25 protein-coding genes are annotated in these 26,329 nt (G+C 71.7%); 19 read left to right on the top strand and 6 right to left on the bottom strand.

The features are described from left to right. Positions 1-236: 236 nt before the first annotated feature. Genes IM725_RS07190 through IM725_RS07140 form a run of 11 tightly spaced genes read left to right on the top strand, consistent with a single transcriptional unit; the run spans position 237 to position 12,657 of the window. Positions 237-995, top strand: coding sequence for a lipid II flippase MurJ (locus tag IM725_RS07190; protein ID WP_193779895.1), 759 nt, complete (start codon positions 237-239; stop codon positions 993-995). Between the two features lie 13 nt (positions 996-1,008). Next, positions 1,009-1,806, top strand: coding sequence for an aldolase/citrate lyase family protein (locus IM725_RS07185; protein WP_193779894.1), 798 nt, complete (start codon positions 1,009-1,011; stop codon positions 1,804-1,806). Continuing rightward, positions 1,803-2,357, top strand: coding sequence for a sugar transferase (locus tag IM725_RS07180; protein WP_193779893.1), 555 nt, complete (start codon positions 1,803-1,805; stop codon positions 2,355-2,357). The genes IM725_RS07185 and IM725_RS07180 overlap by 4 nt, the downstream gene beginning before the upstream one ends. A gap of 1 nt (position 2,358) precedes the next feature. After that, entirely contained in the window at positions 2,359-4,149 is a 1,791-nt protein-coding gene (asnB, locus tag IM725_RS07175) for an asparagine synthase (glutamine-hydrolyzing) (protein ID WP_193779892.1), read from the top strand. Further along, the gene (locus tag IM725_RS07170; protein WP_193779891.1) at positions 4,146-5,423 is read left to right on the top strand and encodes a UDP-glycosyltransferase; all 1,278 of its coding nucleotides are present in this window, start codon (positions 4,146-4,148) and stop codon (positions 5,421-5,423) included. Before asnB ends, IM725_RS07170 begins: the two co-directional genes overlap by 4 nt. Further along, positions 5,420-6,430 (top strand): GNAT family N-acetyltransferase, encoded by a 1,011-nt coding sequence (locus tag IM725_RS07165; RefSeq protein WP_193779890.1) that lies wholly within the window; start codon positions 5,420-5,422, stop codon positions 6,428-6,430. Before IM725_RS07170 ends, IM725_RS07165 begins: the two co-directional genes overlap by 4 nt. Before the next feature lie 32 nt (positions 6,431-6,462). Next, positions 6,463-7,170 (top strand): acylneuraminate cytidylyltransferase family protein, encoded by a 708-nt coding sequence (locus IM725_RS07160; protein WP_193779889.1) that lies wholly within the window; start codon positions 6,463-6,465, stop codon positions 7,168-7,170. Then, on the top strand, positions 7,167-8,216 hold the full coding sequence (neuB, locus tag IM725_RS07155; protein ID WP_193779888.1) for an N-acetylneuraminate synthase: 1,050 nt from the start codon (positions 7,167-7,169) through the stop codon (positions 8,214-8,216). The genes IM725_RS07160 and neuB overlap by 4 nt, the downstream gene beginning before the upstream one ends. An 8-nt stretch (positions 8,217-8,224) precedes the next feature. Continuing rightward, complete coding sequence (gene neuC, locus IM725_RS07150; protein WP_193779887.1) at positions 8,225-9,364, top strand: UDP-N-acetylglucosamine 2-epimerase; 1,140 nt, start codon at positions 8,225-8,227, stop codon at positions 9,362-9,364. 3 nt (positions 9,365-9,367) lie between these two features. Further along, positions 9,368-10,852, top strand: a complete 1,485-nt coding sequence (locus IM725_RS07145; RefSeq protein WP_193779886.1) for a DegT/DnrJ/EryC1/StrS family aminotransferase — start codon at positions 9,368-9,370, stop codon at positions 10,850-10,852. Further along, positions 10,849-12,657 carry a polysaccharide biosynthesis protein gene (locus tag IM725_RS07140; RefSeq protein WP_287067736.1) on the top strand — a complete coding sequence of 603 codons (1,809 nt, stop codon included), beginning with the start codon at positions 10,849-10,851 and terminating at the stop codon, positions 12,655-12,657. Before IM725_RS07145 ends, IM725_RS07140 begins: the two co-directional genes overlap by 4 nt. A gap of 35 nt (positions 12,658-12,692) precedes the next feature. Here IM725_RS07140 and IM725_RS07135 read toward each other — a convergent pair whose 3' ends face one another. Then, complete coding sequence (locus IM725_RS07135) at positions 12,693-13,331, bottom strand: LON peptidase substrate-binding domain-containing protein (protein ID WP_193779885.1); 639 nt, start codon at positions 13,329-13,331, stop codon at positions 12,693-12,695. A 52-nt stretch (positions 13,332-13,383) separates the two neighbouring features. Here IM725_RS07135 and IM725_RS07130 point away from each other — a divergent pair, with 52 nt between their 5' ends. After that, positions 13,384-13,932 (top strand): YggT family protein, encoded by a 549-nt coding sequence (locus IM725_RS07130; RefSeq protein WP_193779884.1) that lies wholly within the window; start codon positions 13,384-13,386, stop codon positions 13,930-13,932. Between the two features lie 258 nt (positions 13,933-14,190). Here the strand turns inward: IM725_RS07130 and IM725_RS07125 are convergent, their stop codons facing one another. After that, positions 14,191-15,885 (bottom strand): electron transfer flavoprotein-ubiquinone oxidoreductase, encoded by a 1,695-nt coding sequence (locus tag IM725_RS07125; RefSeq protein ID WP_193779883.1) that lies wholly within the window; start codon positions 15,883-15,885, stop codon positions 14,191-14,193. A gap of 147 nt (positions 15,886-16,032) precedes the next feature. Between IM725_RS07125 and IM725_RS07120 the strand changes: the two genes are divergently transcribed. After that, positions 16,033-16,815: an SDR family oxidoreductase gene (locus IM725_RS07120; RefSeq protein WP_193779882.1), complete on the top strand. Its 783-nt coding sequence runs from the start codon at positions 16,033-16,035 to the stop codon at positions 16,813-16,815. An 8-nt stretch (positions 16,816-16,823) separates the two neighbouring features. Next, complete coding sequence (locus IM725_RS07115; RefSeq protein WP_193779881.1) at positions 16,824-17,246, top strand: acyl-CoA thioesterase; 423 nt, start codon at positions 16,824-16,826, stop codon at positions 17,244-17,246. A gap of 146 nt (positions 17,247-17,392) precedes the next feature. On the opposite strand, the gene IM725_RS07110 is transcribed toward IM725_RS07115, so the two are convergent. Continuing rightward, positions 17,393-17,971 (bottom strand): peroxidase-related enzyme, encoded by a 579-nt coding sequence (locus tag IM725_RS07110; RefSeq protein WP_193779880.1) that lies wholly within the window; start codon positions 17,969-17,971, stop codon positions 17,393-17,395. Between the two features lie 182 nt (positions 17,972-18,153). On the opposite strand from IM725_RS07110, the gene IM725_RS07105 reads away from it, so the two are divergent. Together IM725_RS07105 and IM725_RS07100 are read left to right on the top strand one after the other, a co-directional pair. Then, positions 18,154-19,992 (top strand): methyl-accepting chemotaxis protein, encoded by a 1,839-nt coding sequence (locus IM725_RS07105; RefSeq protein WP_193779879.1) that lies wholly within the window; start codon positions 18,154-18,156, stop codon positions 19,990-19,992. 88 nt (positions 19,993-20,080) lie between these two features. Further along, positions 20,081-20,461, top strand: a complete 381-nt coding sequence (locus IM725_RS07100) for a carboxymuconolactone decarboxylase family protein (protein WP_193779878.1) — start codon at positions 20,081-20,083, stop codon at positions 20,459-20,461. Between the two features lie 488 nt (positions 20,462-20,949). Here the strand turns inward: IM725_RS07100 and IM725_RS07095 are convergent, their stop codons facing one another. After that, the gene (locus IM725_RS07095; RefSeq protein ID WP_193779877.1) at positions 20,950-21,492 is read right to left on the bottom strand and encodes a PAS and helix-turn-helix domain-containing protein; all 543 of its coding nucleotides are present in this window, start codon (positions 21,490-21,492) and stop codon (positions 20,950-20,952) included. 99 nt (positions 21,493-21,591) lie between these two features. Here IM725_RS07095 and IM725_RS07090 point away from each other — a divergent pair, with 99 nt between their 5' ends. From IM725_RS07090 to IM725_RS07080, 3 genes are all read left to right on the top strand, one after another. Further along, a complete protein-coding gene (locus tag IM725_RS07090) occupies positions 21,592-22,296 on the top strand; it encodes a CoA transferase subunit A (RefSeq protein WP_193779876.1) in 705 nt (234 codons plus the stop codon). Between the two features lie 10 nt (positions 22,297-22,306). Continuing rightward, positions 22,307-22,942: a 3-oxoacid CoA-transferase subunit B gene (locus tag IM725_RS07085; RefSeq protein ID WP_193779875.1), complete on the top strand. Its 636-nt coding sequence runs from the start codon at positions 22,307-22,309 to the stop codon at positions 22,940-22,942. A gap of 189 nt (positions 22,943-23,131) precedes the next feature. Further along, entirely contained in the window at positions 23,132-23,710 is a 579-nt protein-coding gene (locus tag IM725_RS07080; RefSeq protein WP_193779874.1) for a hypothetical protein, read from the top strand. A 51-nt stretch (positions 23,711-23,761) separates the two neighbouring features. Here the strand turns inward: IM725_RS07080 and IM725_RS07075 are convergent, their stop codons facing one another. Together IM725_RS07075 and IM725_RS07070 are read right to left on the bottom strand one after the other, a co-directional pair. After that, on the bottom strand, positions 23,762-24,346 hold the full coding sequence (locus tag IM725_RS07075) for a DNA-3-methyladenine glycosylase (protein WP_193779873.1): 585 nt from the start codon (positions 24,344-24,346) through the stop codon (positions 23,762-23,764). Then, the gene (locus tag IM725_RS07070; RefSeq protein WP_193779872.1) at positions 24,318-26,174 is read right to left on the bottom strand and encodes an ABC transporter ATP-binding protein; all 1,857 of its coding nucleotides are present in this window, start codon (positions 26,172-26,174) and stop codon (positions 24,318-24,320) included. The genes IM725_RS07075 and IM725_RS07070 overlap by 29 nt, the downstream gene beginning before the upstream one ends. Positions 26,175-26,329: the final 155 nt, after the last annotated feature.

The following is a 26,329-nucleotide window of genomic DNA, read 5'->3' as shown; positions in this document are numbered from 1 at the left end:
GGCCATCGCCGGCATAGTGCGCGGCGGGGCGCCCGGGCGCATCCGCCGCGCACTATGCCGGCGATGGCCCGCCCGCAGCGGCGGCTGGCCACGCCCGGGACGCCGGCTCGGCGCCCAGCGAGGCCGCTGCGGGCCACGCCGCGGGCCCGGGTGCGCCGGCCAGCGGGAAGGCGCCCGCGCTCCCCGGGGCGGGCCGCTGGCTGCTCGCCGGCCTCGCGGCGGGGCTGCCGCTGGCCTTGCCCTTCGTCGCCCGCTCCGTCGCTTCGCAGGGCGGGGAGGGCGCGCTGGCCGTCTTCAACTACGCCTGGAAGCTGGTCGAGCTGCCCCTGGTCCTGGCGATCCAGCTGGTGGGCACCATCGCATTCCCCCACGTGGCGCGCGCCGTCGCGGCGGGCGACGACGCGGCCACCGGGCACGCGCTGCGCCAGGCCCTGGCCCTGGCCTGGGCGCTGGCCTGCGCCGCCGCGGCCGGGCTGCTGGTGGGCGCGCCCGCGGTGGCCCGCCTGCTGTTCGGCTGGGGTCGCATGGACGCGGCGGCGCTGGCCACCCTGGCCGCCTGGGGCCGTCTGGCGGCCTGGGGCCTGCTGCCGCAAGCGGTGGCTGCGGTGGCGCTCACGGTGCTCGCCGCCCGGGCCCGCCTGCGGCCGGTGGTGCTGGCCTATGCGGTCGCCCTGGCGGTGCTGCTCGCCGCGGGGGCCGCCGGCCTCGCGGACGGGGGCGCCCTGATGCTGCTGATCGACCTGCTGCTGGCCGGGGTGGCCGGCGTGCTGCTGGCGGCGCTGGGCGCGGGCGCCCGGGCCTGGCTGCCCTGGCGCGGCATGGCCGTGGGCCTGGCCGCGCTGCTGGCGGTGGCCGGCGCGGCCTGGGCCGGCGCCGTGCCGCTGGCCGGCCTGGGCGTGGCCGCCAGCCTCGCGCTGGCGCTGCTGGCGGCCGGGGCGGTGGTCCTGGCGAGCGTGCTCGCCAGCCCGGCGCTGCGCAGCGCCCTCGCGCGATAATCGAGGGTTCCCCATGCTCGAATTGATCCAGGTCACCAACGATCCCGCGTTCGCGCGCCGCTGCGACGCACTGGCCGGCTTCCGGCTCTGGGTGGACCTGGAGCGCCTGGGCAAGGCCCAGCGCCAGGCCGGCCGCAACACCTTCATCAGCGAACACCAGGTCGAGGACGTGGCGCGCGTGCGCGCGGCGCTCACACACGCCCGGCTGATGGTGCGCGTGAACCCCCTGCACCCCGGCAGCGCGGCCGAGGTCGACACCGTCATCGCCGCCGGCGCCCAGCTGCTGATGCTGCCCATGTTCACCCGGGCCGCCGAGGTGCGCGAGTTCTGCGCCATCGTCGCCGGGCGGGTGCCCGTCACGCCGCTCCTGGAAACCGCCGGCGCACTGCAGTCGCTGCACGAGTGGGTGGGCACGCCCGGCCTGGCCGAGGTGTACGTGGGCCTGAACGACCTGCACCTGTCCCTGGGCCAGCGCTTCATGTTCCAGGCGCTGGGCGAAGGCATGCTGGAGCCGGTCGCCGCGGCCTGCAGTGCCCGCGGCCTGCGCTTCGGCTTCGGCGGCATCGCCCGGCTGGATGAGGGCCTGCTGCCCGGCCGCGACGTGCTGGCCGAGCACCTGCGCCTGGGCTCGCAGGCGGTGATCCTCTCGCGCACCTTCCACCGCAGCGATTCGACGGTGGCCTTCGAGGACGAGGTGCAGCGCCTGCGGCAGGCCGAGCGCGAGCTGGCCGCGCGCAGCCCGGCGCAGGTCGAGGCCGACCGGGTGCGCATCCAGGGCCGCATCGCGGCGATCGCGGCCGGCACCGCATGAAACGCCTGCTGGACGTCCTGGGGGCCGCGCTGGCCCTGGTGCTGCTCTCGCCGCTGATGCTGGGGGCGGCGCTGGCCATCGCCCTGGAGAGCGGCCGCCCGGTGCTGTTCCGCCAGCAGCGGCTGGGCCTGCGCGGCCAGCCCTTCGAGATCCTGAAGTTCCGCAGCATGGTCCGGGACGCCGCCTCGCGCGGCCCCCACTGGACCAGCGCCACGGACCCGCGCATCACCCGCGTGGGCGCCTTCCTGCGCCGCACCAGCATCGACGAGCTGCCGCAGCTGCTCAACGTGCTGCGCGGCGACATGAGCCTGGTGGGCCCGCGCCCCGACGTGCCCGCCATGCGCGCGGACTACACCGACGCCGCCTGGGCCGAGCGTTGCAGCGTGCGCCCCGGCATCACCGGGCTGGCGCAGGCGCTGCTGCGCTCGCAGGCCACGCCCGAGCAGCGGCTCGCGCTGGACCTGCGCTATGCGCGCGAGCACAGCGTCTGGCTGGACCTGAAAATCATGCTGTGGACCGTGCGCCGCCTGCACGGGCCGGGAGCTTTCTGACATGTGCGGCATCTTCGGCCTGCGTGACCGCTCGCTCGCCCCGCTGTACGCGGCGGATCTCTCGTGGATGGCGAGGCACCTGGCCCACCGCGGGCCGGACGACGAGGGCATCCACCACGACGCGGCGCGCAGCGTGGCCATCGGCAACCGCCGCCTGTCCATCATCGACATCGGCGGCGGGCACCAGCCCATGCGCTCGGACGACGGCCGCATCACCGTGGTCCAGAACGGCGAGATCTTCAACTACGTGGAGCTGGCGGCCGAGCTGCGTGCCCAGGGCGTGCGGCTGGACACGCAGTCCGACACCGAGGTGATCCTGCGCCTGTACGAGCGCGAGGGCATCGCCTGCCTGTCGCGCCTGAACGGCATGTTCGCGATCGCGATCGACGACGCGCGCGAGGATGCGCTCTACCTGGCGCGCGACCGCATCGGCGTGAAGCCGCTGTACCTGTACGACGACGGCCGGCGCGTGGCCTTCGCCTCCGAGCTGAAGGCGCTGCCGGGCTGGACGGGCCGCGGGTGCGACGAGCGCATCGACCTCGAGGCCATCCACCACTACCTGGCCTTCAACTACATCCCCGCGCCCTGGACGGTGTGGCAGGGCATACGCCACGTGATGCCGGGCACCTGGGTGCGCATCACCCGCGGCGGCAGCCAGACGCAGCGCTGGTGGTCCCTGGCCGACCAGCGCGAGCGCGCCTCGGCCTTCGAGCCCTGGGCCGAGGAGTTCATGGCGCTGCTGGACGACGCCACCCGCATCCGCCTGCGCGCCGACGTGCCCTGGGGCGCCTTCCTGTCGGGCGGCGTCGATTCCAGCACCATCGTCGGGCTGATGGCGCGCCACGTGCAGCAGCCGGTCAAGACCTTCTGCATCGGCTTCGCGGACCCGCGCTTCGACGAGTCGGCCTTCGCCGCCGAGGCCGCGCGCCGCTTCGGCTGCGAGCACACCCGCGAGGTGGCCGAGCTCAACATGCTGGACCGCTGGCCGCATGTGCTCTGGCACCTGGACCAGCCGCACGGCGACGCCTCCTTCATGCCCACGCTGCGCGTGAGCGAACTGGCGGCCCGGCACGTCAAGGTGGTGCTCACGGGCGACGGCGGCGACGAGCTGTTCGCGGGCTACGAGAAGTACGAGCACTTCTTCGACCGGCCGGGCGCGGCCGCACTGGGGGAGGCCGAGTTCCGCCGCACTTACTTCGATTCCATCTCGCTCTTCCAGCCTGCCGCGCGGGCTGCGCTGTACCGGCCCGAGGTGGCGGCGCAGGTGGGCGGCATCGACAGCTTCGAGGCCGCCGCCAAGCCCTGGTTCGAGGAGGCTGCGCACTTCGACCGCCTCAACCAGGCGCTTTACCTGGACATGCAGCTGCTGCTCTCGGGCAACAACCTGGTCAAGCCCGACCGCATGGGCATGGCCGTGTCCATCGAGGCGCGCACCCCCTTCCTGGACTGGCGGATGATGGAGTTCGCCTTCCGGTCCCCGGGCGCGACCAAGCTGCACGGGGGCGACAAGAAGCACTGGTACAAGCGGGCCGTGGTGCCGCTGATCGGTGAGGACCTGGCCTACCGCAAGAAGCAGATGTTCACCGTGCCGGTGGGCGAATGGTTCCGGCGCGAGAGCCACGACTGGCTGCGCGGGCAGCTGCTGGACAGCCCCATCCTGGGCCGCCTGTTCCGCCGCGAACCGCTGGTGGACATGCTGGACGCGCACCGCGACGGCCGCGCCAACTTCACGCGCGAGCTGCGCGCGCTGGTCGCCCTCGCGCTGTGGCACCAGGGGGCGTGCACCTCGTGAGCCCGCAGCCCCTGCCGACCTGGCTCTTCGTCTGCTATGGCGGGGGGCATGTGCAGGCGCTGCTGCCCGTGGCGCAGCAGGTGCGCGCGCAGGGCATCGCGCGCCCGGTGTGCCTGGCGCTGACCACTGCCGCGGCGCCGGTGCGCGCCGCCGGGCTGGAGGCGCTGGGGTTCGCCGACCTGGTGCAGCCGGGCGACGAGGCCGCGCTGGCCCGGGGCCGCGAACTGGCCGCCGGGCTGCAGGTGCAGGCGGCGGCGCTGGAGGAATCGGTGGCCTACCTGGGCCTGTCCTACGCGGACCTGGCCGCCCGCCTGGGCGAGGCCGAGGCCGCCGCGCAGTACGCCCGGTTCGGCCGCCAGGCCTTCCTGCCGTTGGGCCCCCTGGGCCGCGCCGTGGACCGTGCGCGGCCTTCGCTGGTGGTGGCCACCAATTCGCCGCGGGCCGAGCAGGCCGCGATCGAGGTCGCGCGCAGCCGCGGCATCCCCTCGGCCTGCCTGGTCGACCTGCTGGGCATCTTCGAGCGCGAGCGGTTGGCGCGCCCGGATTTCGCCGATGCCATCCTGGTGCTGAACGAGGGGGTGAGGGCCAGCCTCGTGGCGGCCGGGCGCGACCCGACGCAGGTGCGCGTCACCGGCAACCCGGCCTTCGATTCGGTGCACGCCCCCGAGATGCGGGAGCAGGGCGCGCGCCTGCGCCACGAGGCCGGCTGGGACGGCCTGCACGTGCTGCTCTATGCCTCCTCGCCCGAGCCGGCCGAATCGCCGGGCATGGCGGGGCAGGGCGACCCGGCCTTCCCACGCCGCCTGGAGGCCGCGCTGGTGGCCGCGGTGCAGGCCGATCCGCAGCTCGCGCTGTGGGTACGTCGCCATCCCAGCGAGGGCCCGGCCGATGCGATCGCCGCGCTGGCGCATCCACGCATCCGCGTCGCCGGGCGCGACATGCCCCTGCACGCGTGCATCCATGCGAGCGACGAGGTCCTGGTCACCGTCTCCACCGTCGGCGTCGAAGCCAGCCTCGCGGGCAAGCCCGTCACCCAGCTGCGCGGCTCCATCCTGGACGCGCTCAGCCCCTACCTGCGCCTGGGCATCGCCCGTCGCGAAGCCCGGCTCGAAGACATCCCCGCCCTGTACCGCCCTGGCGCGGTGAGATTGCGGCCGGCGCCCGATGGGCTGGCTGATCCGCCGGCTGCTCTCCCCGGTCCGGCCGCATCCCAGGACGCCGCGGCGCGCGTGGTGGCGGTGTTGCAGTCGCTGGCGGAAAGGTCGCGGCCATGAGGCTGCGCTCGCTCTCGCTGCCCGAGGCCCAGGCCTTCCAGCAGGCCCTGGGCTGCGAACGCCTGCCCGGCACGCTGTCGCCCTGCTACCTGGCGGGCGACGCCCTGCGCGACGCCGCGCTCTCGCCCCGCTTCGTGGCGGTGGAGGAGGGCGAGCGCCGCTGGTTGCACGGCCTGCACCTGACGGATATCCCCGGCAGCCGATGGCGTGACGCCAGCTCGCCCTACGGCTACGGCGGCCCGGTCGCCAACAGCCGGGACGCGGGCTTTCTCGTCGCCGCGTGGCAGGCCTGCCACGAGCACCTGCGCGGCGAGGAGCGCGTGGTCGTGGAATACCTGCGCTTCCACCCCCTGCTGGCCAACGAAGCCGGCTACCCGGGCCAGGTGCTGCCCAACCGCGAGGTCGTGAGCGTGGACCTGACCACCGATTTCGCCGCGGCCTACCCCCTGCGCCTGCAGCAGGTGCTGCGCAAGTCGGCCCGCGCCGGCCTGCACTACGGCGAACAGCCTTTCGCGCCCCAGGCCCGCGCCTTCGGCGCCTACCACCGCGCGGCCATGCAGGCCATGGGCGCCGATGCGTTCTACGTCTTCGACGACGCCTACTTCGAGGCCATGGGCCGTTGCCCGGGCGCCCGCCTCGCGCTGGTGACGGCCGACGGAGCCTGGCTGGCCGCGGCCCTGCTGCTGGACGGGCCCGGCGTGCGCGAGTACCACCTGGCCGCCACCGTGCCCGAGGGCCGGCGGCTGGGCGCGTCCAGCGCGCTGCTGCACGGCGCCGCCGAGGCCGCCCGCGACGCCGGGCTGCGGCAGCTCTACCTGGGCGGCGGCACCGACGCGAAGCCCGACAATCCGCTGCTGTTCTTCAAGGGGGGCTTTTCCCCGCTGCGCCTGCCCTACCGCACCGGGTCGCGGGTGCTGGACCCGGCGGGCTACGACGAGGTGAAGGCGCTGTTCGCGGCCCAGCATGCGGCGCATCCGCAGCGTCCCATCTTCCACCGCAAGGTCTGAGCGCGACCGGCCCCCCACGATCTGGACACCGCATGAGCCGAACCATCGCCACCATCCTCGCCCGCGGCGGCAGCAAGGGCCTGCCGGGCAAGAACGTCCGGCCCTTCGCCGGCAAGCCCCTGATCGCGCATTCCATCGCGCAGGCGCTCGCCTGCCCGGGCATAGACGGCGTCTACGTCTCCACCGACGACGAGGAGATCGCGCGCATCGCGCGCGAGCATGGCGCCACCGTGCCCTACCGCCGCCCGGCCGAGCTCGCGACCGACCAGGCCCCCAAGATCCCCGCCATCGAGCACCTGGTGGCGCACCTGGAGGGGCAGGGCGAGGCGATCGACTTCGTGGTCGACCTGCAGCCGACCTCGCCCCTGCGCACTCCCGCCGACATCGAGGCCGCGCTGGCCCAGGCCCGGGCCGGCGATGCCGACCTGGTGACCACGGTGACCGAACCCTCGCACAATCCGTACTACACGCTGGTCGAGGTGCAGGCCGACGGCTGCGTCGCCCTCTCCAAGCCCAACGCCGCGGTGCGGCGCCAGGACGTGCCCGCGGTCTGGGGCCTGAACGGCTCCGTCTATGTGTGGCGGCGCGCGGCGCTGGCGCGGGCCGCGCGGGACGGCTTCTGGACGGTGCGCATCCAGCCCTGCGCGATGCCGCGCGAGCGCTCGGTGGACATCGACGACCTGTTCGACTTCGAATTCGCGCAATGGCTGGCCAGCCGGCGCAAGGAACCCCTGTCATGACGACGACCCAACCCGTGTTCGTGATCGCCGAGGCCGGCGTGAACCACAACGGCAGCCTGGAGATGGCGCTGAAGCTGGTGGAGGCCGCGCACGCGGCCGGCGCCGACGCGGTGAAGTTCCAGACCTTCCGCGCCGAGGACGTGGTCACGCCCGATGCCGTCACCGCCGACTACCAGCGCAGCAACACCGGCGAGACCAACCAGTTCGACATGATCCGCAAGCTGGAACTGGACGAGGCCGAGCACGCCCGCATCGCCGCCCATGCGGCGGCGCTGGGCATCGAGTTCTTCTCCACGCCCTTCTCGCTCGAGGCGGTCGACCTGCTGGTGCGGCTGGGCGTGAAGCGCATGAAGATCCCCTCGGGCGAGATCACCAACAAGCCGCTGCTGCAGCACGCCGCCGCCACCGGCCTGCCGCTGCTCATGTCCTCGGGCATGGCCACGCTGGAGGAGATGCGGACCGCCGTGCACTGGATCGCGCAGGCGCGCGAAGCCGCCGGCCTGCCCCCCGTGGCGCCTGACAACCTGGTGCTGATGCACTGCACCTCGGCCTACCCGGCGCCGGCCGATGCGCTCAACCTGCGCGCGATCCGCAGCATCGCCGACGCCTTCGGCCTGCCGGTCGGCTACTCCGACCACAGCCAGGGCCTGGAGGCCGCGCTGGCCGCGGTGGCCCTGGGCGCGACGGTGATCGAGAAGCACCTCACGCTGGACCATGCGCTGCCCGGCCCCGACCATCTCGCCTCGGCCGACCCCCAGGAGATGGTCGCCATGGTGCGCGCGATCCGCACCGTGCAGGCCATGCTGGGCGACGGCGTGAAGCGCCCGCAGCCGGTGGAGGCCAACACGCGCGACGTGGCCCGCCGCAGCGTGGTCACCACGCGCGCGCTGCCGCGCGGCCATGTGCTGGCCGCCGGCGACCTGGCCCTGCGACGCCCGGGCACCGGCATCCCGCCCGACCAGATGGCGCTCGTGGTGGGCCGCGCCCTGGCGCAGGACCTGCCGGCCCACACCACGCTGCAGTGGGCGCAGCTCGCGGGACAGTGACGCATACCATGCGCAAGGTCCTCTACGTCACCGGCACCCGGGCCGACTTCGGCCTGATGGCCTCCACGCTGGCGCGCATCCACGCCCACCCGCAGCTCGCGCTCTCGCTGGCCGTGACCGGCATGCACCTGGCGCCCGAGTACGGCCTCACGGTGCGCGACATCGAGGCCACCGGCCTGCCCATCGCCGCCCGCATCCCCACCGACGTGCAGGGCCGCAGCGGCGCCGCCATGTCGCGCGCCATCGGCGAGGCCGTGATCGGCCTGACCGGCGCGCTGGAGCGGGAGCGGCCCGACCTGGTCCTCTTGATCGGCGACCGGGGCGAGATGCTGGCCGGCGCGATCGCCGCGCTGCACCTGGGCATCCCCACCGTGCACCTGCACGGCGGGGAACGCTCCGGCACGGTGGACGAGCCGGTGCGCCATGCGATCACCAAGCTCAGCCACTGGCACTTCGTCGCCACCGAGGAGGCGCGCGAGCGCGTCGTCCGCCTGGGCGAGCGTGCCGACTGCGTGTGGGTGACGGGCGCGCCCAGCCTGGACGACGTCGCGCAGCACGCCGCCGCGCCGCGCGCGCAGGTGCTGCAGGGCCTGGGCCTCGCGCCGGACGCGCGCTACGTGCTGGTGCTGTTCCACCCCGTGGTGCAGGAGATGGGCGATGCCGGCCGCCAGACCGAGGCGCTGGCCGCCGCGCTGGAGGACGAGCTGGCCGCCTCGAACACGCAGGTGGTCTGGCTGGCGCCCAACGCCGACGCCGGCTCGGGCGCCATCCTGGACGCGCTCGCGGCCCGGGGCGGGGAGCGCCTGCACCGCATCACCCACCTGCCGCGCCCGCAGTTCATCGCCGCCCTGGCGCAGGCCGAGGCGCTGGTGGGCAACTCCTCCGCGGGCATCATCGAGACCGCGTCGGTGGGGACGCCTGTGGTCAACGTGGGCAACCGGCAGCGCGCGCGCGAGCGTAACGCGAACACCCTGGACTGCGCGCCGCAACGCGAGGCCATCGCCACGGCGCTACGCCAGGCGCTGGCCCATGGCCGCTACCCGCCTGGCAACCGCTATGGCGACGGCCACGCCGGCGCGCGCATCGCCGAGCTGCTGGCCACGCTGCCCATCGCGCCCGACCTGCTGGACAAGATCAACACCTACTGAGCCATGACCGAAGACGCCTTCGCCCAACTGCTGGTGCCCCTGTCCATGAGCTGGCTGGACGCCGCCGCGCGCATGGACCAATGCGCCCAGGGCGTGCTGCTGGCCGTGGACGCGGACGGCCGCCTGGTGCGCACCGTGACCGACGGCGACCTGCGCCGCGCCATGCTGGCCCACAGCCCTGAATCACGCACGCTGGGCGAGCTGCCCGGCCGCGCGCCCATCGTGGCGCGCGAGTCGGCGCCGCTGTCGCAGCTGCAGGGCCTGCTGGCCGAGCACGGCATCGCGCACGTCCCGGTGGTGGACGAGGCCGGACGCCCGCGCGACCTGGTCACCAGCCGCGAGCTCTCGCAACGCATCTGGCTGTCCTCGCCGCACCTGGGCGAGGAGGAGAGCGCCTTCGTCGAGGAGGCCTTCCGCACCAACTGGATCGCCCCCCTGGGCCCGCACGTGGACGGCTTCGAGCGCGAGCTGGCGGCCATGACGGGCGTGGGCCATGCGGCCGCGCTCAGCTCCGGCACGGCGGCCATCCACCTGGGCCTGCTGCTGCTGGGCGTGAAGCCGGGCGACACGGTGTTCTGCTCCTCGCTCACCTTCGTGGGCAGCTGCAACCCCATCCTCTACTGCGGCGCGCGGCCCGTCTTCATCGACTCCGAGCCGGGCACCTGGAACATGTCGCCGCAGGCGCTGGAGGAGGCCTTCGCCTGGGCGAAGCGCGAGAACCGCATGCCGCGCTGCATGGTGCTGGTCAACCTGTACGGCCAGAGCGCCGACATGGACGCGCTGCGCCCCGTCTGCGAGCGCTACGGCGTGCCCATCCTGGAAGACGCCGCCGAATCGCTGGGCGCCAGCTACAAAGGCCGGCCCAGCGGCAGCTTCGGGCGCGTGGCCATCTTCTCCTTCAACGGCAACAAGATCATCACCACCTCGGGCGGCGGCATGCTGGTGGCCGACGACGCCGACCTGGTGGCGCGGGCGCGCAAGCTCTCCACCCAGGCGCGCGAGCCGGCGGCCCATTACGAGCACGTGGAGGTGGGCTTCAACTACCGCATGAGCAACGTGCTGGCGGGCATAGGCCGCGGCCAGCTGCGCGTGCTGCCGCAGCGCGTCGCGCAGCGCCGCGCGGTGTACGACACCTATGTGCGCGAGCTGGGCACGGCGGGCGGCATCGCCTGGATGCCCGAGCCCCAGGGCTTCCACTCCACGCGCTGGCTCAGCTGCTTCACCCTGGCCGGCGGCGAGGCCCGGCGCGACGCACTGCTGCGCAGCCTGGAGCGCCACTCCATCGAGGCGCGCCCGGTCTGGAAGCCCATGCACCTGCAGCCGCTGTTCGCCGGTGCGCCGTACTTCGGCCACCAGGGCGGCGACGTGAGCCGCGGCCTGTTCGAGGCGGGCGTGTGCCTGCCCTCGGGCTCGAACATGAGCGAATCGCAGCAGGCCCGCGTGATCGACGAGATGCGGCGCGCCCTGGCCCGGCCGGAGGCGGCGTGAGGCTGTCGCGCCACACCCTGCCGCTGCTGGCGGTGGACTTGGCGCTGGTCGCCGTGGCGGAGGCGCTCGCCTTCTGGCTGCGCTTCAACCTGGACGTGCCCGACGAGTTCGTCGCCATGGCCTGGTCGGCGCTGCCCTGGGCGCTGGCCGGCTACGCCGTGGGCCTGGTCGCGGCCCGGGTGTACCGCCATGTCTGGAGCTACATCGGCCTGTCGGAGCTGCGCGAGCTGGCCATCGGCATCGCCCTGGGCGGTGCCTTCACGGCCGCGCTGGTGCTGATGCTGCGAATCCCCTTCTTCCCGCGCTCGGTGCTGCTGCTGCAGCCGCTGCTCGCGCTGGTGCTGCTGGGCGGGGCGCGCGCGGCCTGGCGCACGCTCACCGAGCGCCGGCGCATCGTGGGCGGCGGCCGGCCGCTGCTGATCGTGGGCTCGCTGGCCGACGCCTCGGACGCGCTGCGTGCGCTCAAGGGCTCGGCGCAATGGCAGCCGGTGGGCATCGCGTCGCCGCTGGCCGCCGAGCAGGGCCGTGCGCTGCAGGCCGTGCGCGTGCTGGGCGGCGTGGCCGACATCGCCCGCCTGTGCGAGGAGACCGGCGCCCAGGCCGCCCTGGTGGCCAGCCCGCCCGGCTCGCCCGAGCGGCGCGAGGCCCTGATGGGCTCAGCCGGCTCCGGCATCGCGCTGCTGGCCATGCCCCGGCCCGACGAGTGGCTGCAGCCCGGCGCGGCCGGCCCGCGCCGCATCGAGCTGGAGGACCTGCTGGGCCGCGACCCGGTGCAGCTGGACGTGGCGGGGCTGTCGGAGCTCTTCGCCGGCCAGGTGGTCCTGGTGACGGGCGCGGGCGGCTCCATAGGCTCGGAGCTGTGTCGGCAGGTGGCGCGCTTCGGCGTGCAGCGGCTGGTGTGCGTGGACGTCTCCGAGTACGCGGTCTACCAGCTCGAACAGGAACTGCGCCAGGCGCATCCGCAGATGCAGGCCGCCTACTACACGGCCAACGTGCGCGAGGCCGACCGGTTGCGCGCCATCGCCAGCCTGCACCGGCCGGCGGTGGTGCTGCACGCCGCCGCCTACAAGCACGTGCCGCTGATGGAGGAGCTCAACGAGATCGAGGCCCTGCGCACCAACGTGCTGGGCACGCTCAACGCCGCGCGCGTGGCCGGCGAGTGCGGGGCGAGGCGCTTCGTGCTGATCTCCACCGACAAGGCGGTGAACCCGACCAACGTGATGGGCGCGAGCAAGCGCCTGGCCGAGATGGTGGTGCAGCAGGCGGCGGCCGAGCATGCGGGCACGCAGTACGTCTCGGTGCGCTTCGGCAACGTGCTGGGCTCCAGCGGCTCGGTGGTGCCGCTGTTCACGAAGCAGATCGAGCGCGGCGGCCCGGTCACCGTCACGCACCCGGACATCGTGCGCTACTTCATGACCATCCCGGAGGCCGCGCAGCTGGTGCTGCAGGCCGGCCTCATGGGCCGCTCGGGCCAGATCTTCGTGCTGGACATGGGCGAGCCGGTGAAGATCGTGGAGCTGGCGCGCATGCTGATCCGCCTGTCGGGCAAGACCGAGCAGGAGATCCCCATCCACTTCACCGGCCTGCGCCCGGGCGAGAAGCTCTACGAGGAATTGCTGGCCGACGACGAGGCCACCGAGCTCACGCCGCATCCCAAGCTGCGCGTGGCCAAGGTGGCGGCTGCGGGTGGGGGGCTGGCCGAGATCGCGGGCTGGATTGAATCGGCGGGACCCGCGCCGGCGGCCCAGGTGCTCAGGGACTGGCTGAAATCACGCGTGCCGGAGTACGCGCCGCGCGCAGGCTGAGCGCCGCGCGGGCAGGGCGGGCAGCGCGGCCAGGGCTACTGCGCGATGCCGGTCTTGGCCAGCACGTCGCTCACCAGTTCCAGCCGCAGCAGCGGGTTGTCCAGCTCCAGCAGGCGCTGCTTCACCGTCACCGACAGCGGCAGCAGCTCGCACCAGCGGTTCGCCACCCAGCCGCAATCGTCCATGTGCCAGGGCTTCTGCACCGGCAGCTCGGCGTCCGGCGTGCCCTTCTGCTCCAGCGCGTGGATCAGCTGCGCCAGGGCGGTGGCCGTGATCTGCAGGTCTTCCGGGATGGGCACGGCCTTGTCGCCGGGGATCTGCTCCACGTCGGCGACCCACAGCCCGTGCCGCAGCTGTTCGCGCGAGGTGATGCGGAAGCGCTGCGCGCCGCTGGCGCGCAGGGTCATGAGGCCGGGGTGCGAGGCGTCGAAGTCGGTGATGGTGGCCAGGGTGCCCACGTTGGCGAAGGCCTCGCCGCCGGCGCCGGGCAGCCGCACCTCGTGGCCCTGCGTGAGCGACACCACGCCGAAGGGTGCGCCGGCACGCCGGCACTTGCCGATCATGTCCAGGTAGCGCACCTCGAAGATGCGCAGTGGCAGCACCCCGTCGGGGAACAGGACCGTTCCCAGCGGGAACAGCGGAAGGGATTGGAGGGTGAGGGCGCTGCTGCTCATGAGGAGGCCGATGCCTGCCGCTATCATCCCACGACCCGCATTCCCGCACAGCATGGCTTACCAAATCGTTTCATTCCTGCTCGACGTCGCCGCCGGCCTGCTCGGCGGTGCCTGCCTGCTGCGCCTGTACATGCAATACCAGCGCACCGGCTTCGGCAACCCCGTGGGGCGGCTGGTGTTCGCGCTCTCGGACTGGCTGGTGCTGCCGCTGCGGCGCGTGCTGCCCGCCATCGGCAAGCTGGACAGCGCCAGCCTGGTCGGCGCCTTCCTGGTGGAACTGGCGCAGTTCGGCCTGCTCTGGCTGCTGGCCGGGCGCGGCAGCGGCCTGGAGATGCTGCCGCTGCTGGCGCTGTTCGGCCTGGCGCGGCTGGTGATCTCCGGCCTGACCGGCCTCATGGTGGTCTATGCGGTGCTGTCCTGGGTGGGCTCCGACTCGCCCATGGCCGACGTCATCGACCGGCTGTGCGCGCCCCTGCTGCGGCCCTGGCGCCGCATCATCCCGCTGGTGGGCGGCATCGACCTCTCGCCGCTGGCCTTCTTCGTCATGCTGCAGGTGGCCTCCATCGTGCTGGCCTACCTGCAGGCAGCGGCCCTGCGCTGAAGAACCCCCCCGAAGCGCCTTCGGCGTGGAGTCTGCGGCAGAGCCTCCGACTCTTCGTCACCGTCCAGACCTGCGCAGGCAGGTCCGGAGCCGCGGTGACTCAGCCCCCCGAGGGGGCGGCACCCGCGGCCCGGCAAAGCCGGTTCCGCGGCGCCCTCGTCGAGTCACGTCCTCCGGCTATGGCCACAAGGGCCCCGAGGGGCCCTTGTTCATGGACGATGTGTTGCCGGACTGATGGGGTTCCGGGCCCCATCGCCCTCACATATTCACATAATTCGGGCCGCCGCCGCCCTCGGGCGTGACCCACACGATGTTCTGCGTCGGGTCCTTGATGTCGCAGGTCTTGCAGTGCACGCAGTTCTGCGCGTTGATCTGCAGCCGCGGCCCGGCCTCGCCCTCCACGAACTCGTACACGCCGGCCGGGCAGTAGCGCTGCTCGGGGCCCGCGTACTCGGGCAGGTTGATGCGCACCGGCACCGTGGGGTCCTTGAGCGTCAGGTGCGCGGGCTGGTCCTCGGCATGGTTGGTGTTGGAGATGAACACCGAGGAGAGACGGTCGAAGGTGAGCTTGCCGTCCGGCTTGGGGTAGGCGATGGGCTTGAAGGCCGTCTTGGGCTTGAGCGCCGCATGGTCGGGCTTGTCGCGGTGCAGGGTCCAGGGCACGTGGCCGCCCAGCAGCTTCTGCTCGATGCCATTCATCAGCGTGGCCGTCCACAGGCCCTTCTTGAACCAGGCCTTGAAGTTGCGCGCCTTGTTCAGCTCGTCGAACAGCCAGCTGCGCTGGAATGCCTCGGGGTAGGCCTCCAGCAGGTCGCCGGCGCGGCCAGCCTGCAGCGCGTCGTAGAGCGCGTCGGCGCAGAGCATGCCGGTCTTGATGGCGGCGTGGCTGCCCTTGATGCGGCTCACGTTCAGGTAGCCGGCGTCGCAGCCCACCAGCGCGCCGCCCGGGAACACCGTCTTGGGCAGGCTCATGAGGCCGCCCGCCGTGATCGCCCGCGCGCCGTAGGAGACGCGCTTGCCCGGCTGGACGCCTTCCTTCTCGTCGCCCTCCAGGTACCAGCGGATGTTGCGGTGGGTCTTCCAGCGCTGGAATTCCTCGAAGGGGCTGAGGTAGGGGTTCTGGTAGTCCAGGCCGGTGATGAAACCCAGCGCCACCTGGTTGTTCTCCAGGTGGTAGAGGAAGGCGCCGCCGTAGGTCTGCTCGTCCATGGGCCAGCCGGCGGTGTGCAGCACCAGGCCGGGCTGGTGGCGCTTGGGGTCGACCTCCCACAGCTCCTTGATGCCGATGCCGTAGGTCTGCGGATCGCGCCCCTCGTCGAGCTTGAAGCGCGAGATCAGCTGGCGGCCCAGGTGGCCGCGCGCGCCTTCGGCGAAGACCGTGTACTTGGCGTGCAGCTCCATGCCGAGCTGGAAGTTCTCGGTCGGCTCGCCGTCCTTGCCCACGCCCATGTTGCCCGTGGCCACGCCCTTGACGGCGCCCTTGTCGTCGTAGAGCACCTCGGCGGCGGGGAAGCCGGGGAAGATCTCCACGCCCAGCGCCTCGGCCTGCTGGGCCAGCCAGCGCGTGACGTTGCCCAGGCTGACGATGTAGTTGCCGTGGTTCTGGAAGCAGCCGGGCAGGAAGAGATTCGGCACGCGGAAGGAGCCGGTCTCCGACAGGAACACCATCGCGTCGTCGGTGACGGGCTGGTTCAGCGGCGCGCCTTTTTCCTTCCAGTCGGGGATCAGCTCGGTCAGGGCCCGCGGGTCCATCACCGCGCCCGAGAGGATGTGGGCGCCGGGTTCGGAGCCCTTTTCCAGCACCACCACGGAGACCTCGGTGCCCCGCTCTGCGGCGAGCTGCTTGAGCCGGATCGCGGTGGACAGGCCGCCGGGCCCGCCACCCACGACGACGACGTCGTACTCCATTGCTTCACGGGGCCCGAATTGCGCCAGGATTTCGTCGTGGGTCATGGAAGCTGTCTTTCCAGGTCTCGCTGATAATGTTCGTCGAAGGAGCGGCCGCTGCCAGTGCGGCCCCCCGGAATTCTATTCGTCGCGGCGGGCCCAGCGAACGACCGTTCGCTTCCTGCCGCCGCCCGCAGACAGGAGACCCCCCGAATGAGCTACGAAATCGATCTGTCCGGCCGTGTCGCCATGGTGACCGGCGCCTCCAGCGGCCTGGGCGCGCAGTTCGCCCGCACCCTGGCCGGTGCGGGCGCCGCCGTGGTGCTGGCCAGCCGCCGCATCGAGCGCCTGAAGGAGTTGCGGGCCCAGATCGAGGCCGAGGGCGGCGACGCGCACGTGGTGCAGCTGGACGTGACCGACATCGACAGCATCCGCTCCGCCGTCGCCCATGCCGAGACCGAGGTCGGCTCCATCGACATCCTGGTCAACAACTCGGGGGTGAGCACCACCCAGCGCCTGCAGGACGTGACCGAGGAGGACTACGACTTCATCTTCGACACCAACGTCAAGGGCGCCTTCTTCGTGGCCCAGGAGGTGGGCAAGCGCATGTTGGCCCGCGCCAAGGGCGCGGCGCCCGGCACCTACACCGGCGGGCGCATCATCAACATCGCCTCCATGGCCGGCCTGAAGGTGCTGCCGCAGATCGGCGCCTATTGCATGAGCAAGGCGGCCGTGGTGCAGATGACCAAGGCCATGGCGCTGGAGTGGGGCCGCTTCGAGATCAACACCAACGCGATCTGCCCCGGCTACATCGACACCGAGATCAACCACCACCACTGGCAGACCGAGCAGGGCCAGAAGCTGATGTCCATGCTGCCGCGCAAGCGCGTGGGCCAGCCGCAGGACCTGGACGCGCTGCTGGTGCTGCTGGCCAGCCACCAGAGCCACTTCATCAACGGCGCGATCATCGCGGCCGACGACGGCTTCGCGCTCTGAAGCGGCCCATGCGGTTCGAGCTGCCCGAGCACAAGCGCCTCGTCTACCAGATGACCATCCCCATCCGGTGGGGCGACATGGACGTGATGGGGCACGTCAACAACACCAGCTACTTCCGCTACCTGGAGACGCTGCGCATCGACTGGCTGCGCAGCATCGGCCAGTCGCTGGGGCCGGAGGGCGAGGGCATCGTCATCATCAACGCCTTCTGCACCTTCCACCGGCAGCTGGAATACCCCGGCGAGGTGCTCGCCAAGATGTACGTGAGCGACTGCGGCCGCAGCAGCTTCGAGACCTGGGCCACGCTGGAGAAGGCCGATGCGCCGGGCGTGATCCACGCCAGCGGCGGCGCGACCACGGTGTGGGTGGACTTCCCGAAGCAGAAGTCCATGCCGATTCCGGACTGGCTGCGGGAGATCGTAGAGGGCTGAGGGCGGGTTTATCTCGCCCGGCCCGAGACGGGGGCGGACCACTCCGCGAATGTCCCCCGCCGCGCTGCGCGCGGCTCCTCCTTTATTTCGCTGCGTGGCCCGCCCCCATCCCGGGCCTCGGGGAGCGGCGCCGCCGCCTGTCTGTCTCAGTCCTTCTTCTGCTTGGGCACCCGGCCCATCAGGTAGAACTCCGGGTTGGGCACCATGCCCGAGAAGCTGGCCATGCGGTTGGACAGGCCGAAGAAGGCGGTGATGGCCGCGATGTCCCAGATGTCCTCGTCCGAGAAGCCGTGCGCGTGCAGCGGCGCGAAGTCGTCCTCGCCGATCTCGTGCGAGCGCAGGCAGACCTTCATCGCGAAATCAAGCATGGCGCGCTGGCGCGGCGTGATGTCGGCCTTGCGGTAGTTGACGGCCACCTGGTCGGCGACCAGCGGCTTCTTCTCGTAGATGCGAAGCAGCGCGCCGTGCGCCACCACGCAGTACAGGCACTGGTTGGCCGCGCTGGTGGCGGTGACGATCATCTCGCGGTCGCCCTTGGTGAGCGATCCCTCCTCCTTCAGCATCAGCGCGTCGTGGTAGGCGAAGAAGGCGCGCCACTCGGCCGGGCGGCGGGCGAGGGCGAGGAACACGTTGGGCACGAAGCCCGCCTTCTCCTGCACTTCCAGGATGCGGGCGCGGATGTCCTCGGGGACGTTCTCCAGGGTGGGGGCGGGGTAGCGGCTCACGGTGTCTCCTTGTCTGCCGCAATTATGGGCTCGGGGCCCGGGGCCGTTGAAGCGGGGCTTTGCCGCCTTTTCTCCGCCGATCGGGTTTGCGCTGGCTCAAGAAAGATCGGAATCGTCCGAAGTCCCGTGGAAGCGGTACGGCTTCGGCTGTGCCTGAACAAGAACCTGGAGATGGAACCGACATGGCTTTCCTGCGCAACATGAAGATAGGCACCCGGCTCGCGCTGGGCTTCTCCGTCCTCATCCTGTTCGGCCTGGTCGGCTCGGTGATCGGCGCCGAACGCATCAACACCATGCGCGCGCTGGCGGACCGGCTGGGCACGCGCCACGCCGAGATGCTGGTGCACACCCAGGCCTGGGTGAAGGCGATCGAATCGAATGCCGCCCGCAACTCGGTCGTCTTCTTCGTGCAGGACCCGGTGGTGCTGGCCAAGACGCGCGACGAGATGAAGGCCGTGGTCACCGACATGACCGCGCGGCTCAAGCGCATGAACGAGCTCTCCGAGGACGACCCGGAGGCCAAGGCCCTGATCGCCGAGATCACGGTGCAGCGCGACGCCTACCAGGCGCTCCGCGCCTCGCTGCTCAAGCGCAAGGACGCCGGCGAGAACGTGCAGGCCGAAGTGATCGCCAAGCTCTTTCCGGCCGCCCAGTCCTACCTGGATGCGATCGGCAAGATCGCCGAGCAGCAGCGCCGGCGCACCGAGGAGTCGCGCCTGCGCGCCGAGCAGGCGGCCGCCCAGGGCATGATCGCGCTGGGCCTGGGAGCCGGGCTGGCGCTGCTGGCCGGCATCGGGCTGGCCTGGGTGCTGACGCGTTCCGTGGTGGAGCCCGTGCGGCGGGCGCGCGAGGCCGCCGACGCGATCGCGGCGGGCGACCTGACGCTGGAACTGGACACCGCCGGCAAGGACGAGCTGGCCCAGCTCATGCAGGCCATGGGCCGCATGGAGGACTCGCTGCGCCGCATCGTGGGCGAGGTGCGCCAGAGCAGCGACAGCATCGCCGCCGGCTCCACGCAGATCGCCAGCGGCAACGTGGACCTGAGCCAGCGCACCGAGGAGCAGGCCTCCAACCTGCAGCAGACCGCCGCCTCGATGAAGCAGCTCACCTCCACCGTGCGTGGCAATGCCGACGCCGCCCGTGAGGCCAGCCAGCTCGCCGGCACCGCCAGCGCCGTGGCGCGCCAGGGCGGCGAGGTGGTGGGGCAGGTGGTGCACACCATGGAGGCCATCACCGCCGCCAGCCGGAAGATCTCCGACATCATCGGCGTGATCGACGGCATCGCCTTCCAGACCAACATCCTGGCCCTGAACGCGGCCGTGGAAGCGGCCCGCGCCGGCGAACAGGGCCGCGGATTCGCGGTCGTCGCCAGCGAGGTGCGCAGCCTGGCCCAGCGCAGTGCCGATGCGGCCAAGGAAATCAAGTCGCTCATCAGCGACAGCGTGAGCAAGGTGGAAAGCGGCAGCGCCCAGGTCGACGAGGCGGGCCGCACCATGCGCGACATCGTGTCCCAGGTCCAGGCCGTGGCCGAGCTGATCACCCGCATCAGCAGCGCCACCGAGGAGCAGACACAGGGCATCACCCACGTCGGCCAGGCCGTGGAGCAGCTCGACCAGGTCACGCAGCAGAACGCGGCCCTGGTGGAGCAGAGCGCCGCCGCCGCCGAAAGCCTGAAGCAGCAGGCCGAGCGGCTGGTGGGCGCCGTGGGCGTGTTCCGGCTTTCCGAAGGCGGCATGCGCCAGGCCATCGCGCAGGCCAAGGCCAGCAGCCTGCAGGCCGTGCACACCCCGCCCGCGGCCGCCCGGCCCGCGGCAGCCCCAGCCAAGGCTGCCGCCGCTCCGGCCAAGCCCGTGGCCCAGCACCCCGCCGCGGCGCCGGTGAAGTCCCCGGTCGCGCCCCAGGTCAAGACGCCGGTCCTGGCCCGCAAGCCTGCGGCCTCGGGCGCCGCCCAGCCCAAGGCTGGCGGCGCGGCCGCGCCCCGCACGCCGGCGGACGACGACGCCGACTGGCAGAGCTTCTGACCCCGGGCCCGCGCGCCGGGGCGCCACAGGGCCGGCTGGCGCCGGCCCGCTACCATGCTCGTTCCTTCAACCGCACGGAGAACAAGACATGGAACTGCCCCAGGACCCCGAACTCCAGGCCGGCCTCGCGACGCGACGCGCCGTGCTCGGCGACGCCTACGTGCAAGGCGCGCTGGACCGCGCCACCCCCTTTACCGAACCCCTGCAGGAACTGGTGACCCGCCATGCCTGGGGCAACACCTGGCAGCGCACCGGCATCGACCTGAAGACGCGCAGCATCGTGACCGTCTCCATGCTGGTCGCCCTGGGCCGCATGCACGAGCTGAAGATCCATGTGCGCGGCGCGCTCAACAACGGCGTCACGCCGGCCGAGCTGCAGGAGATCTTCCTGCACGCATCGGTGTACTGCGGCTTCCCGGCCGCGGTGGATGCGTTCCGCACGGCGTCGGAAGTCATCGACGCGGCCTGAGCCTGCCGCGCGTTGGGTTGCGACTTAGCCGTTACGGCGCGTGTTCCTTGCGTTTCACGCGCCCGGGCTGGGACGGGGGCGACTCATTGCGCTCATGTCCCCCGCCGCGCTGCGCGCGGCTCCTCCTTGACTTCGCTCCATGAGCCACCCCCATCCCAGCCCGGGGGTGGTTGGCGCGCCTGAGCTTCGACACGCACGGCCTCACAGATCGGGGCGTGTCTAGATCGTCCACGCGTGCCAGGCGAAGCCCGCAGGCGCGCCGGTACTCCAGGACCGGGATGGGGGTGGGCCACGCAGCGAAGTCAAGGAGGAGCCGCGCGCAGCGCGGCGGGGGACATGAGCGGAGTGGCCCACCCCCGTCCCGGTCCGGGCGCGCGCCAACTCCAGCGCGCCAACTCCGGCCAACTCCAGCTCGCCAACGCCAGCTGTTGCCCATCAAGCAGCACAGCGCCAGCCGGTCCATGGGCCGGGGCCGAGCGCCTCCCGAGCTATCCCGCCATCAGCTTGTGCACCAGGTCCGCCGTCGTGCTGGCCTTGTACTTGCGCATGAGGCGCGCCCGGTAGATCTCGACCGTCCGGTGACTGATCGCGAGGGCCTTGCCGATCTCCTTGGAGGTCATGCCGTCCAGCAGCCGGGCCGCGACCTCCCGCTCGCGGGCCGTCAGTTCGGTGCGCACGGCCCGCTGTGCGCTCAGGTCCTCGAAGGCCCAGATGCCGGACTCGTGCGGCGCATCCCGGTTCAGCGCGCGGCCGCTCACGTGGCACCAGAACAGGTCACCGTTCGCGCGCTTCATGATGCGGTCGTCGGCGTAGGTGCCGCGGGCGTTCAGGATGGGCGCCATGCGCGCGCCCAGGCGCTCGTACTCGTCGGCGCTGGGGTAGAGGATCTGGAAGGACTGGCCCTTGAGCAGGTCGCGCGAATAGCCGAACATGTCGCACAGCTGCTGGTTGCAGTCGACGATGCTGCGGTTGCGCGAGAGGCACAGCCCCACGGGCGCGAACTCGAAGGCCAGGCGGTAATCGACGTCCATGCGGGCCAGTCTTTAGGGGGAACTACGTAAATGTTTAAGTAGTATCGTAGCGGCAATCCCGGCGCCGTCCCGTGCCGGTCCCTTCGAGGAGACTTGTCCGTGCTCAACAAAGTGTTTCCCTCCGCCGCTGCCGCGCTGGAAGGCGTGGTCGCCGACGGCCAGCTGCTGGCCGTGGGCGGCTTCGGCCTCTGCGGCATCCCCGAGGCCCTCATCGACGCCCTGCGCGACAGCGGCAAGAAGAACCTCACCGTCATCTCCAACAACGCGGGTGTGGACGGCTTCGGCCTCGGCAAGCTGCTGGACACGCGGCAGATCAAAAAGATGATCTCGTCGTACGTGGGCGAGAACAAGGAGTTCGAGCGCCAGTTCCTGGCCGGCGAACTCGAGCTGGAGTTCACCCCCCAGGGCACGCTGGCCGAGAAGCTGCGCGCCGGCGGCGCGGGCATCCCCGCCTTCTTCACCAAGACCGGCGTGGGCACCATGGTCGCCGAGGGGAAGGAGCTGCGCGAGTTCGACGGCGAGACCTACGTCATGGAGCGCTCGCTGGTGCCCGACGTGGCGCTGGTCAAGGCCGACGTGGCCGACCGCTCCGGCAACCTGCGCTTCAACCTGACGGCGCGCAACTTCAACCCGGCCTGCGCGATGGCCGGCAAGGTCTGCATCGTGGAGGTGGAGCGCATCGTCGCCACCGGCGAGCTTGCCCCCGACGACATCCACCTGCCGGGGATCTACGTGCACCGCATCGTGCACAACCCCAGCCCCGAGAAGCGCATCGAGAAGCGCACCACCCGCGACCGCAAGTAAGGAGACCGACATGCCCTGGACCCAGGACCAGATGGCCGCGCGCGCGGCCGAAGAACTTCAGGACGGTTTCTACGTCAACCTCGGCATCGGCATCCCGACGCTGGTGGCGAACCACACCGGCAACAAGGAGGTGTGGCTGCAATCCGAGAACGGCATGCTGGGCATCGGCCCCTTCCCGTACGAGGACGAGGTCGACGCCGACCTCATCAACGCCGGCAAGCAGACGGTGACGACCATCAAGGGCTCGTCCATCTTCGGCAGCCACGACAGCTTCGCCATGATCCGCGGCGGCAAGATCAACCTCTCCATCCTGGGCGCGATGCAGGTCAGCGAGCACGGCGACCTGGCCAACTGGATGATCCCCGGCAAGATGGTCAAGGGCATGGGCGGCGCCATGGACCTGGTCGCCGGCGTAAAGCGCGTGATCATCCTGATGGAGCACGTCGCCAAGAAGAAGGACGGCACCGAGGACCTGAAGATCCTGCCCCAGTGCACCCTGCCGCTGACCGGCGTGGGCGTGGTGGACCGCATCATCACCGACCTGGGCGTCATGGACGTGACGCCGCAGGGCCTCAAGCTCGTGGAGACCGCTCCCGGCGTGACGCGCGAGTTCATCCAGTCCAAGACGGGCGTCACCCTGCTGTGACGCGCGGGGCGGCGCAGGCGCGCCGCCCCAGCCCGCACGCCTCCCCGTTGCAGAGCGCGCGGGCATTTTCCCTGCGCACCCCATCAAGGCGCACTGACAGTGCGTGCCTGCCTCTGCTGTCACGGCAGGGGCCCGTCCTGGCCCGACCATGGCAGCAGGCCGCGCGCCCACGCGCGGCGGGAGCCTTCCATGCGTCTCGTCTCCCTGGCCGCGCTCGTCGCGGCACTGGCGGTGCCTTCCGCCCAGGCCTGCTACACGGTCTACGACGCAGCCAACCGCGTGGTCTACCAGTCCATGGCGGCGCCCGTGGACATGAGCCAGCCCCTGCACGACACCGTGCCCCGGCGATTCCCGGGCGGCTTCCTGGTCTTCGAGGAGGGCAGCGCCTGCCCCGTGGTGCCCTCGCTGGCGATGGGGCAGGGCGGGATCGCCACCCGCAGCACCTCGCCCCTGCTGACGGAAGAGCGCAATGCGCGGGCCATGGGCGCGCCCCACCAGTCGCTGGGCCATGGCGTGGCGGTGGTTGCGCCCGGCCAGGTGGAGGTGACGCCCACCGTGAACGTGGTGCCGCACGGCCGGCGCAGCGTGGCAGCGCTCGGGCCGGCGGTGCAGGACACGCAGATCACCGAGCTGAAGGACCCGCCCGGCGCCACCATCGAGCGCTCGGTGGTGACGCGCCGCGCCCGGCGCCCCGCGACCACCGTGCTGGGCGGACCCTCGGCGCCCGAGCGTGACGCGGCCAGCCGCGCCCCGCTGGCCGGGCGCTAGGCCTGGGACGGTGCGCCGGAATGCCGCTGCGACAGCGCCAACGCTTTCAGTTCAGCGGAAGGCCCGGCTGAGACAGGCCGAGCCCGCCAGCCCGAAGCGCCACGGCATCTCCACCGCCTTGGAGATTCCGATGCGCGGCCCTTGCAGCACCTGGGGCGGTTCAGCGTCCGCCTCCACAGGCGAGAAAACCTGGAACGGCGGCGCGTCCAGGCGGTGGCCGTTGAAGGCATGGACGATGCCCAGCGCCTGGCCGACGCGGCCCGGCCCCGCGCACAGCAGCTTGTCGGCGATGCGCTCGCCGCGCCGCTCACGCATGCGGTCCAGCCCCTGCAGCGGCTCGATCGCGCGGATCAGCACCCCCGCGCCGTGGCCGGCCTCGCGGCAGACGAAGTTCAGGCACCAGTGGATGCCGTAGGAGCGGTAGACGTAGGCCCGGCCCGGGGGGCCGAACATCGCGCGGTTGCGCTCGGTGGGGCCGGCGAAGGCATGCGAGGCCGGGTCCTCGCGGTCGTAGGCCTCGGTTTCCACGATGCGCCCGCCCACGCCATCGACCAGCAGCACCGCGCCGATCAGGCGCCGCGCGACCTCGTGTGCAGGCGCGTCGAAATCAGGCGGATGCCAGGGCCGCGTCCTCATCGCTCTCCTCGCCCAGGAAGCCGCCGCTCTGGTGCGACCACAGGCGCGCATACAGGCCGCCACGGGCCAGCAGGCTGCGGTGGTCGCCTTCCTCCACGATGCGGCCCTGGTCCATCACCACCAGGCGGTCCATGGCCGCGATGGTGGAGAGCCGGTGCGCGATCGCGATCACGGTCTTGCCCTGCATCAGCTCGTCCAGGCTGGCCTGGATCGCGGCCTCGACCTCGGAATCGAGCGCGCTGGTGGCTTCGTCCAGCAGCAGGATGGGCGCGTCCTTGAGCATCACGCGGGCGATCGCGATGCGCTGGCGCTGGCCGCCTGACAGCTTGACGCCGCGCTCACCCACGTGGGCGTCGTAGCCCTTGCGGCCGTGCAGGTCCGTCAGCTGCAGGATGAATTCATGGGCCTGGGCGCGCTGGGCCGCATGCAGCATGGCCTCGTCGCCGGCGCCGGGCCGGCCGTAGAGGATGTTGTCGCGCACCGAGCGGTGCAGCAGCGAGGTGTCCTGCGTGACCATGCCGATGTGGCTGCGCAGGCTGTCCTGCGTCACGCCGGCGATGTCCTGGCCGTCGATGAGGATGCGGCCGGACTCGATGTCGTGGAAGCGCAGCAGCAGGTTCACCAGCGTGGACTTGCCGGCCCCCGAGCGGCCGATCAGGCCGATCTTCTCGCCCGGCCGCACCGTGAGGCTGAAGTCCTGGATGACAGGGCGCTTGCCGCCATAGGCGAAGTCCACCTGCTCGAAGCGCACCTCGCCCCGCGGCACCGCCAGGGCCGCCGCGCCCGGCTGGTCCACCACCTGGCGCGGGCGCGCCAGCGTGGCGATGCCGTCCTGCACGGTGCCCATGTTCTCGAACAGCGAGGCCATCTCCCACATGATCCAGTGCGACATGCCGTTGATGCGCAGGGCCATGGCGGTCACCGCGGCCACCGCGCCCACGCCCACCTCGCCCAGGGTCCAGAGGTGGATCGCGTAGCCGCTTGTGGCCAGGATCAGGCCCATCACCAGCAGGTGGTTGGTGATCTCGAAGGCGCTGACCAGGCGCATCTGCTGGTAGCCGGTGTCCTGGAACTCGCTCATGGCGGCGCGGGCGAATTTCGCCTCGCGCTGGGTGTGCGAGAACAGCTTGACGGTGGAGATGTTGGTGTACGCGTCGGTGATGCGGCCCGTCATCATGGCGCGCGCGTCCGCCTGGGCCTTGCCGATGCGCCCCAGGCGCGGCACGAAGAACCAGACCGAGAGCCCGTAGGCCGCGAACCAGGCCGCGAAGGGGATGATGAGCCGGGTGTCGAAGCCGCCGGCCAGGGCGATGATGGTGGCGAAGTAGACGCCGATGCCAATGATCACCTCGGTGGTGGTGAACACCATCTCGCGCACGGCCAGCGCGGTCTGCAGCACCTTGGTGGTGACCCGGCCGGCGAATTCGTCCGAGAAGAAGGCCATGCTCTGGCCCAGCATCAGCCGGTGGAAGTTCCAGCGCAGCCGCAGCGGGAAGTTGATGGCGATGGTCTGGTGCTTGACCAGGGTCTGCAGGGCCACGATCACCGTGCTGCCCAGCAGCAGGCCGGCCACGCCGTAGAGCACCGGCCCCTGGTCGTCCCAGAGCCGTTCCGGGCGCACGGCACCCAGCCAGTCGACGATGTGGCCCAGCAGGGCGAACAGCCAGGCTTCGTAGACGGAGATGGCGGCGCTCAGCAGCGCCAGCGTGGCGATGTACCCGCGCAGGCCCAGGGTGCAGGCCCAGACGAAGGGCAGGAAGCCCTTGGGCGGCAGGCCGGGCTCCGCCTCCGGGTAGGGGTGGAGCAGTTTTTCAAACCAGCGGAACACGGCAATTCCTCGCGACCGAGCCTTGTGGGCCGGTCCGTGCAGTTTTTGGGGAGCCGGCGATTGTGTCAGAACCCTTTGCACTTCGGGCTTCCGGGGGCGGGAAAAGTACTGTATAAACATACAGACGTTGCCAGCCATTCTTTCCGGTTTCCCCC

It is taken from the genome of Ramlibacter aquaticus, from assembly GCF_015159745.1.
Taxonomy (GTDB): domain Bacteria; phylum Pseudomonadota; class Gammaproteobacteria; order Burkholderiales; family Burkholderiaceae_C; genus Ramlibacter; species Ramlibacter aquaticus.
This window is presented reverse-complemented; position numbering and strand designations above follow the sequence as displayed.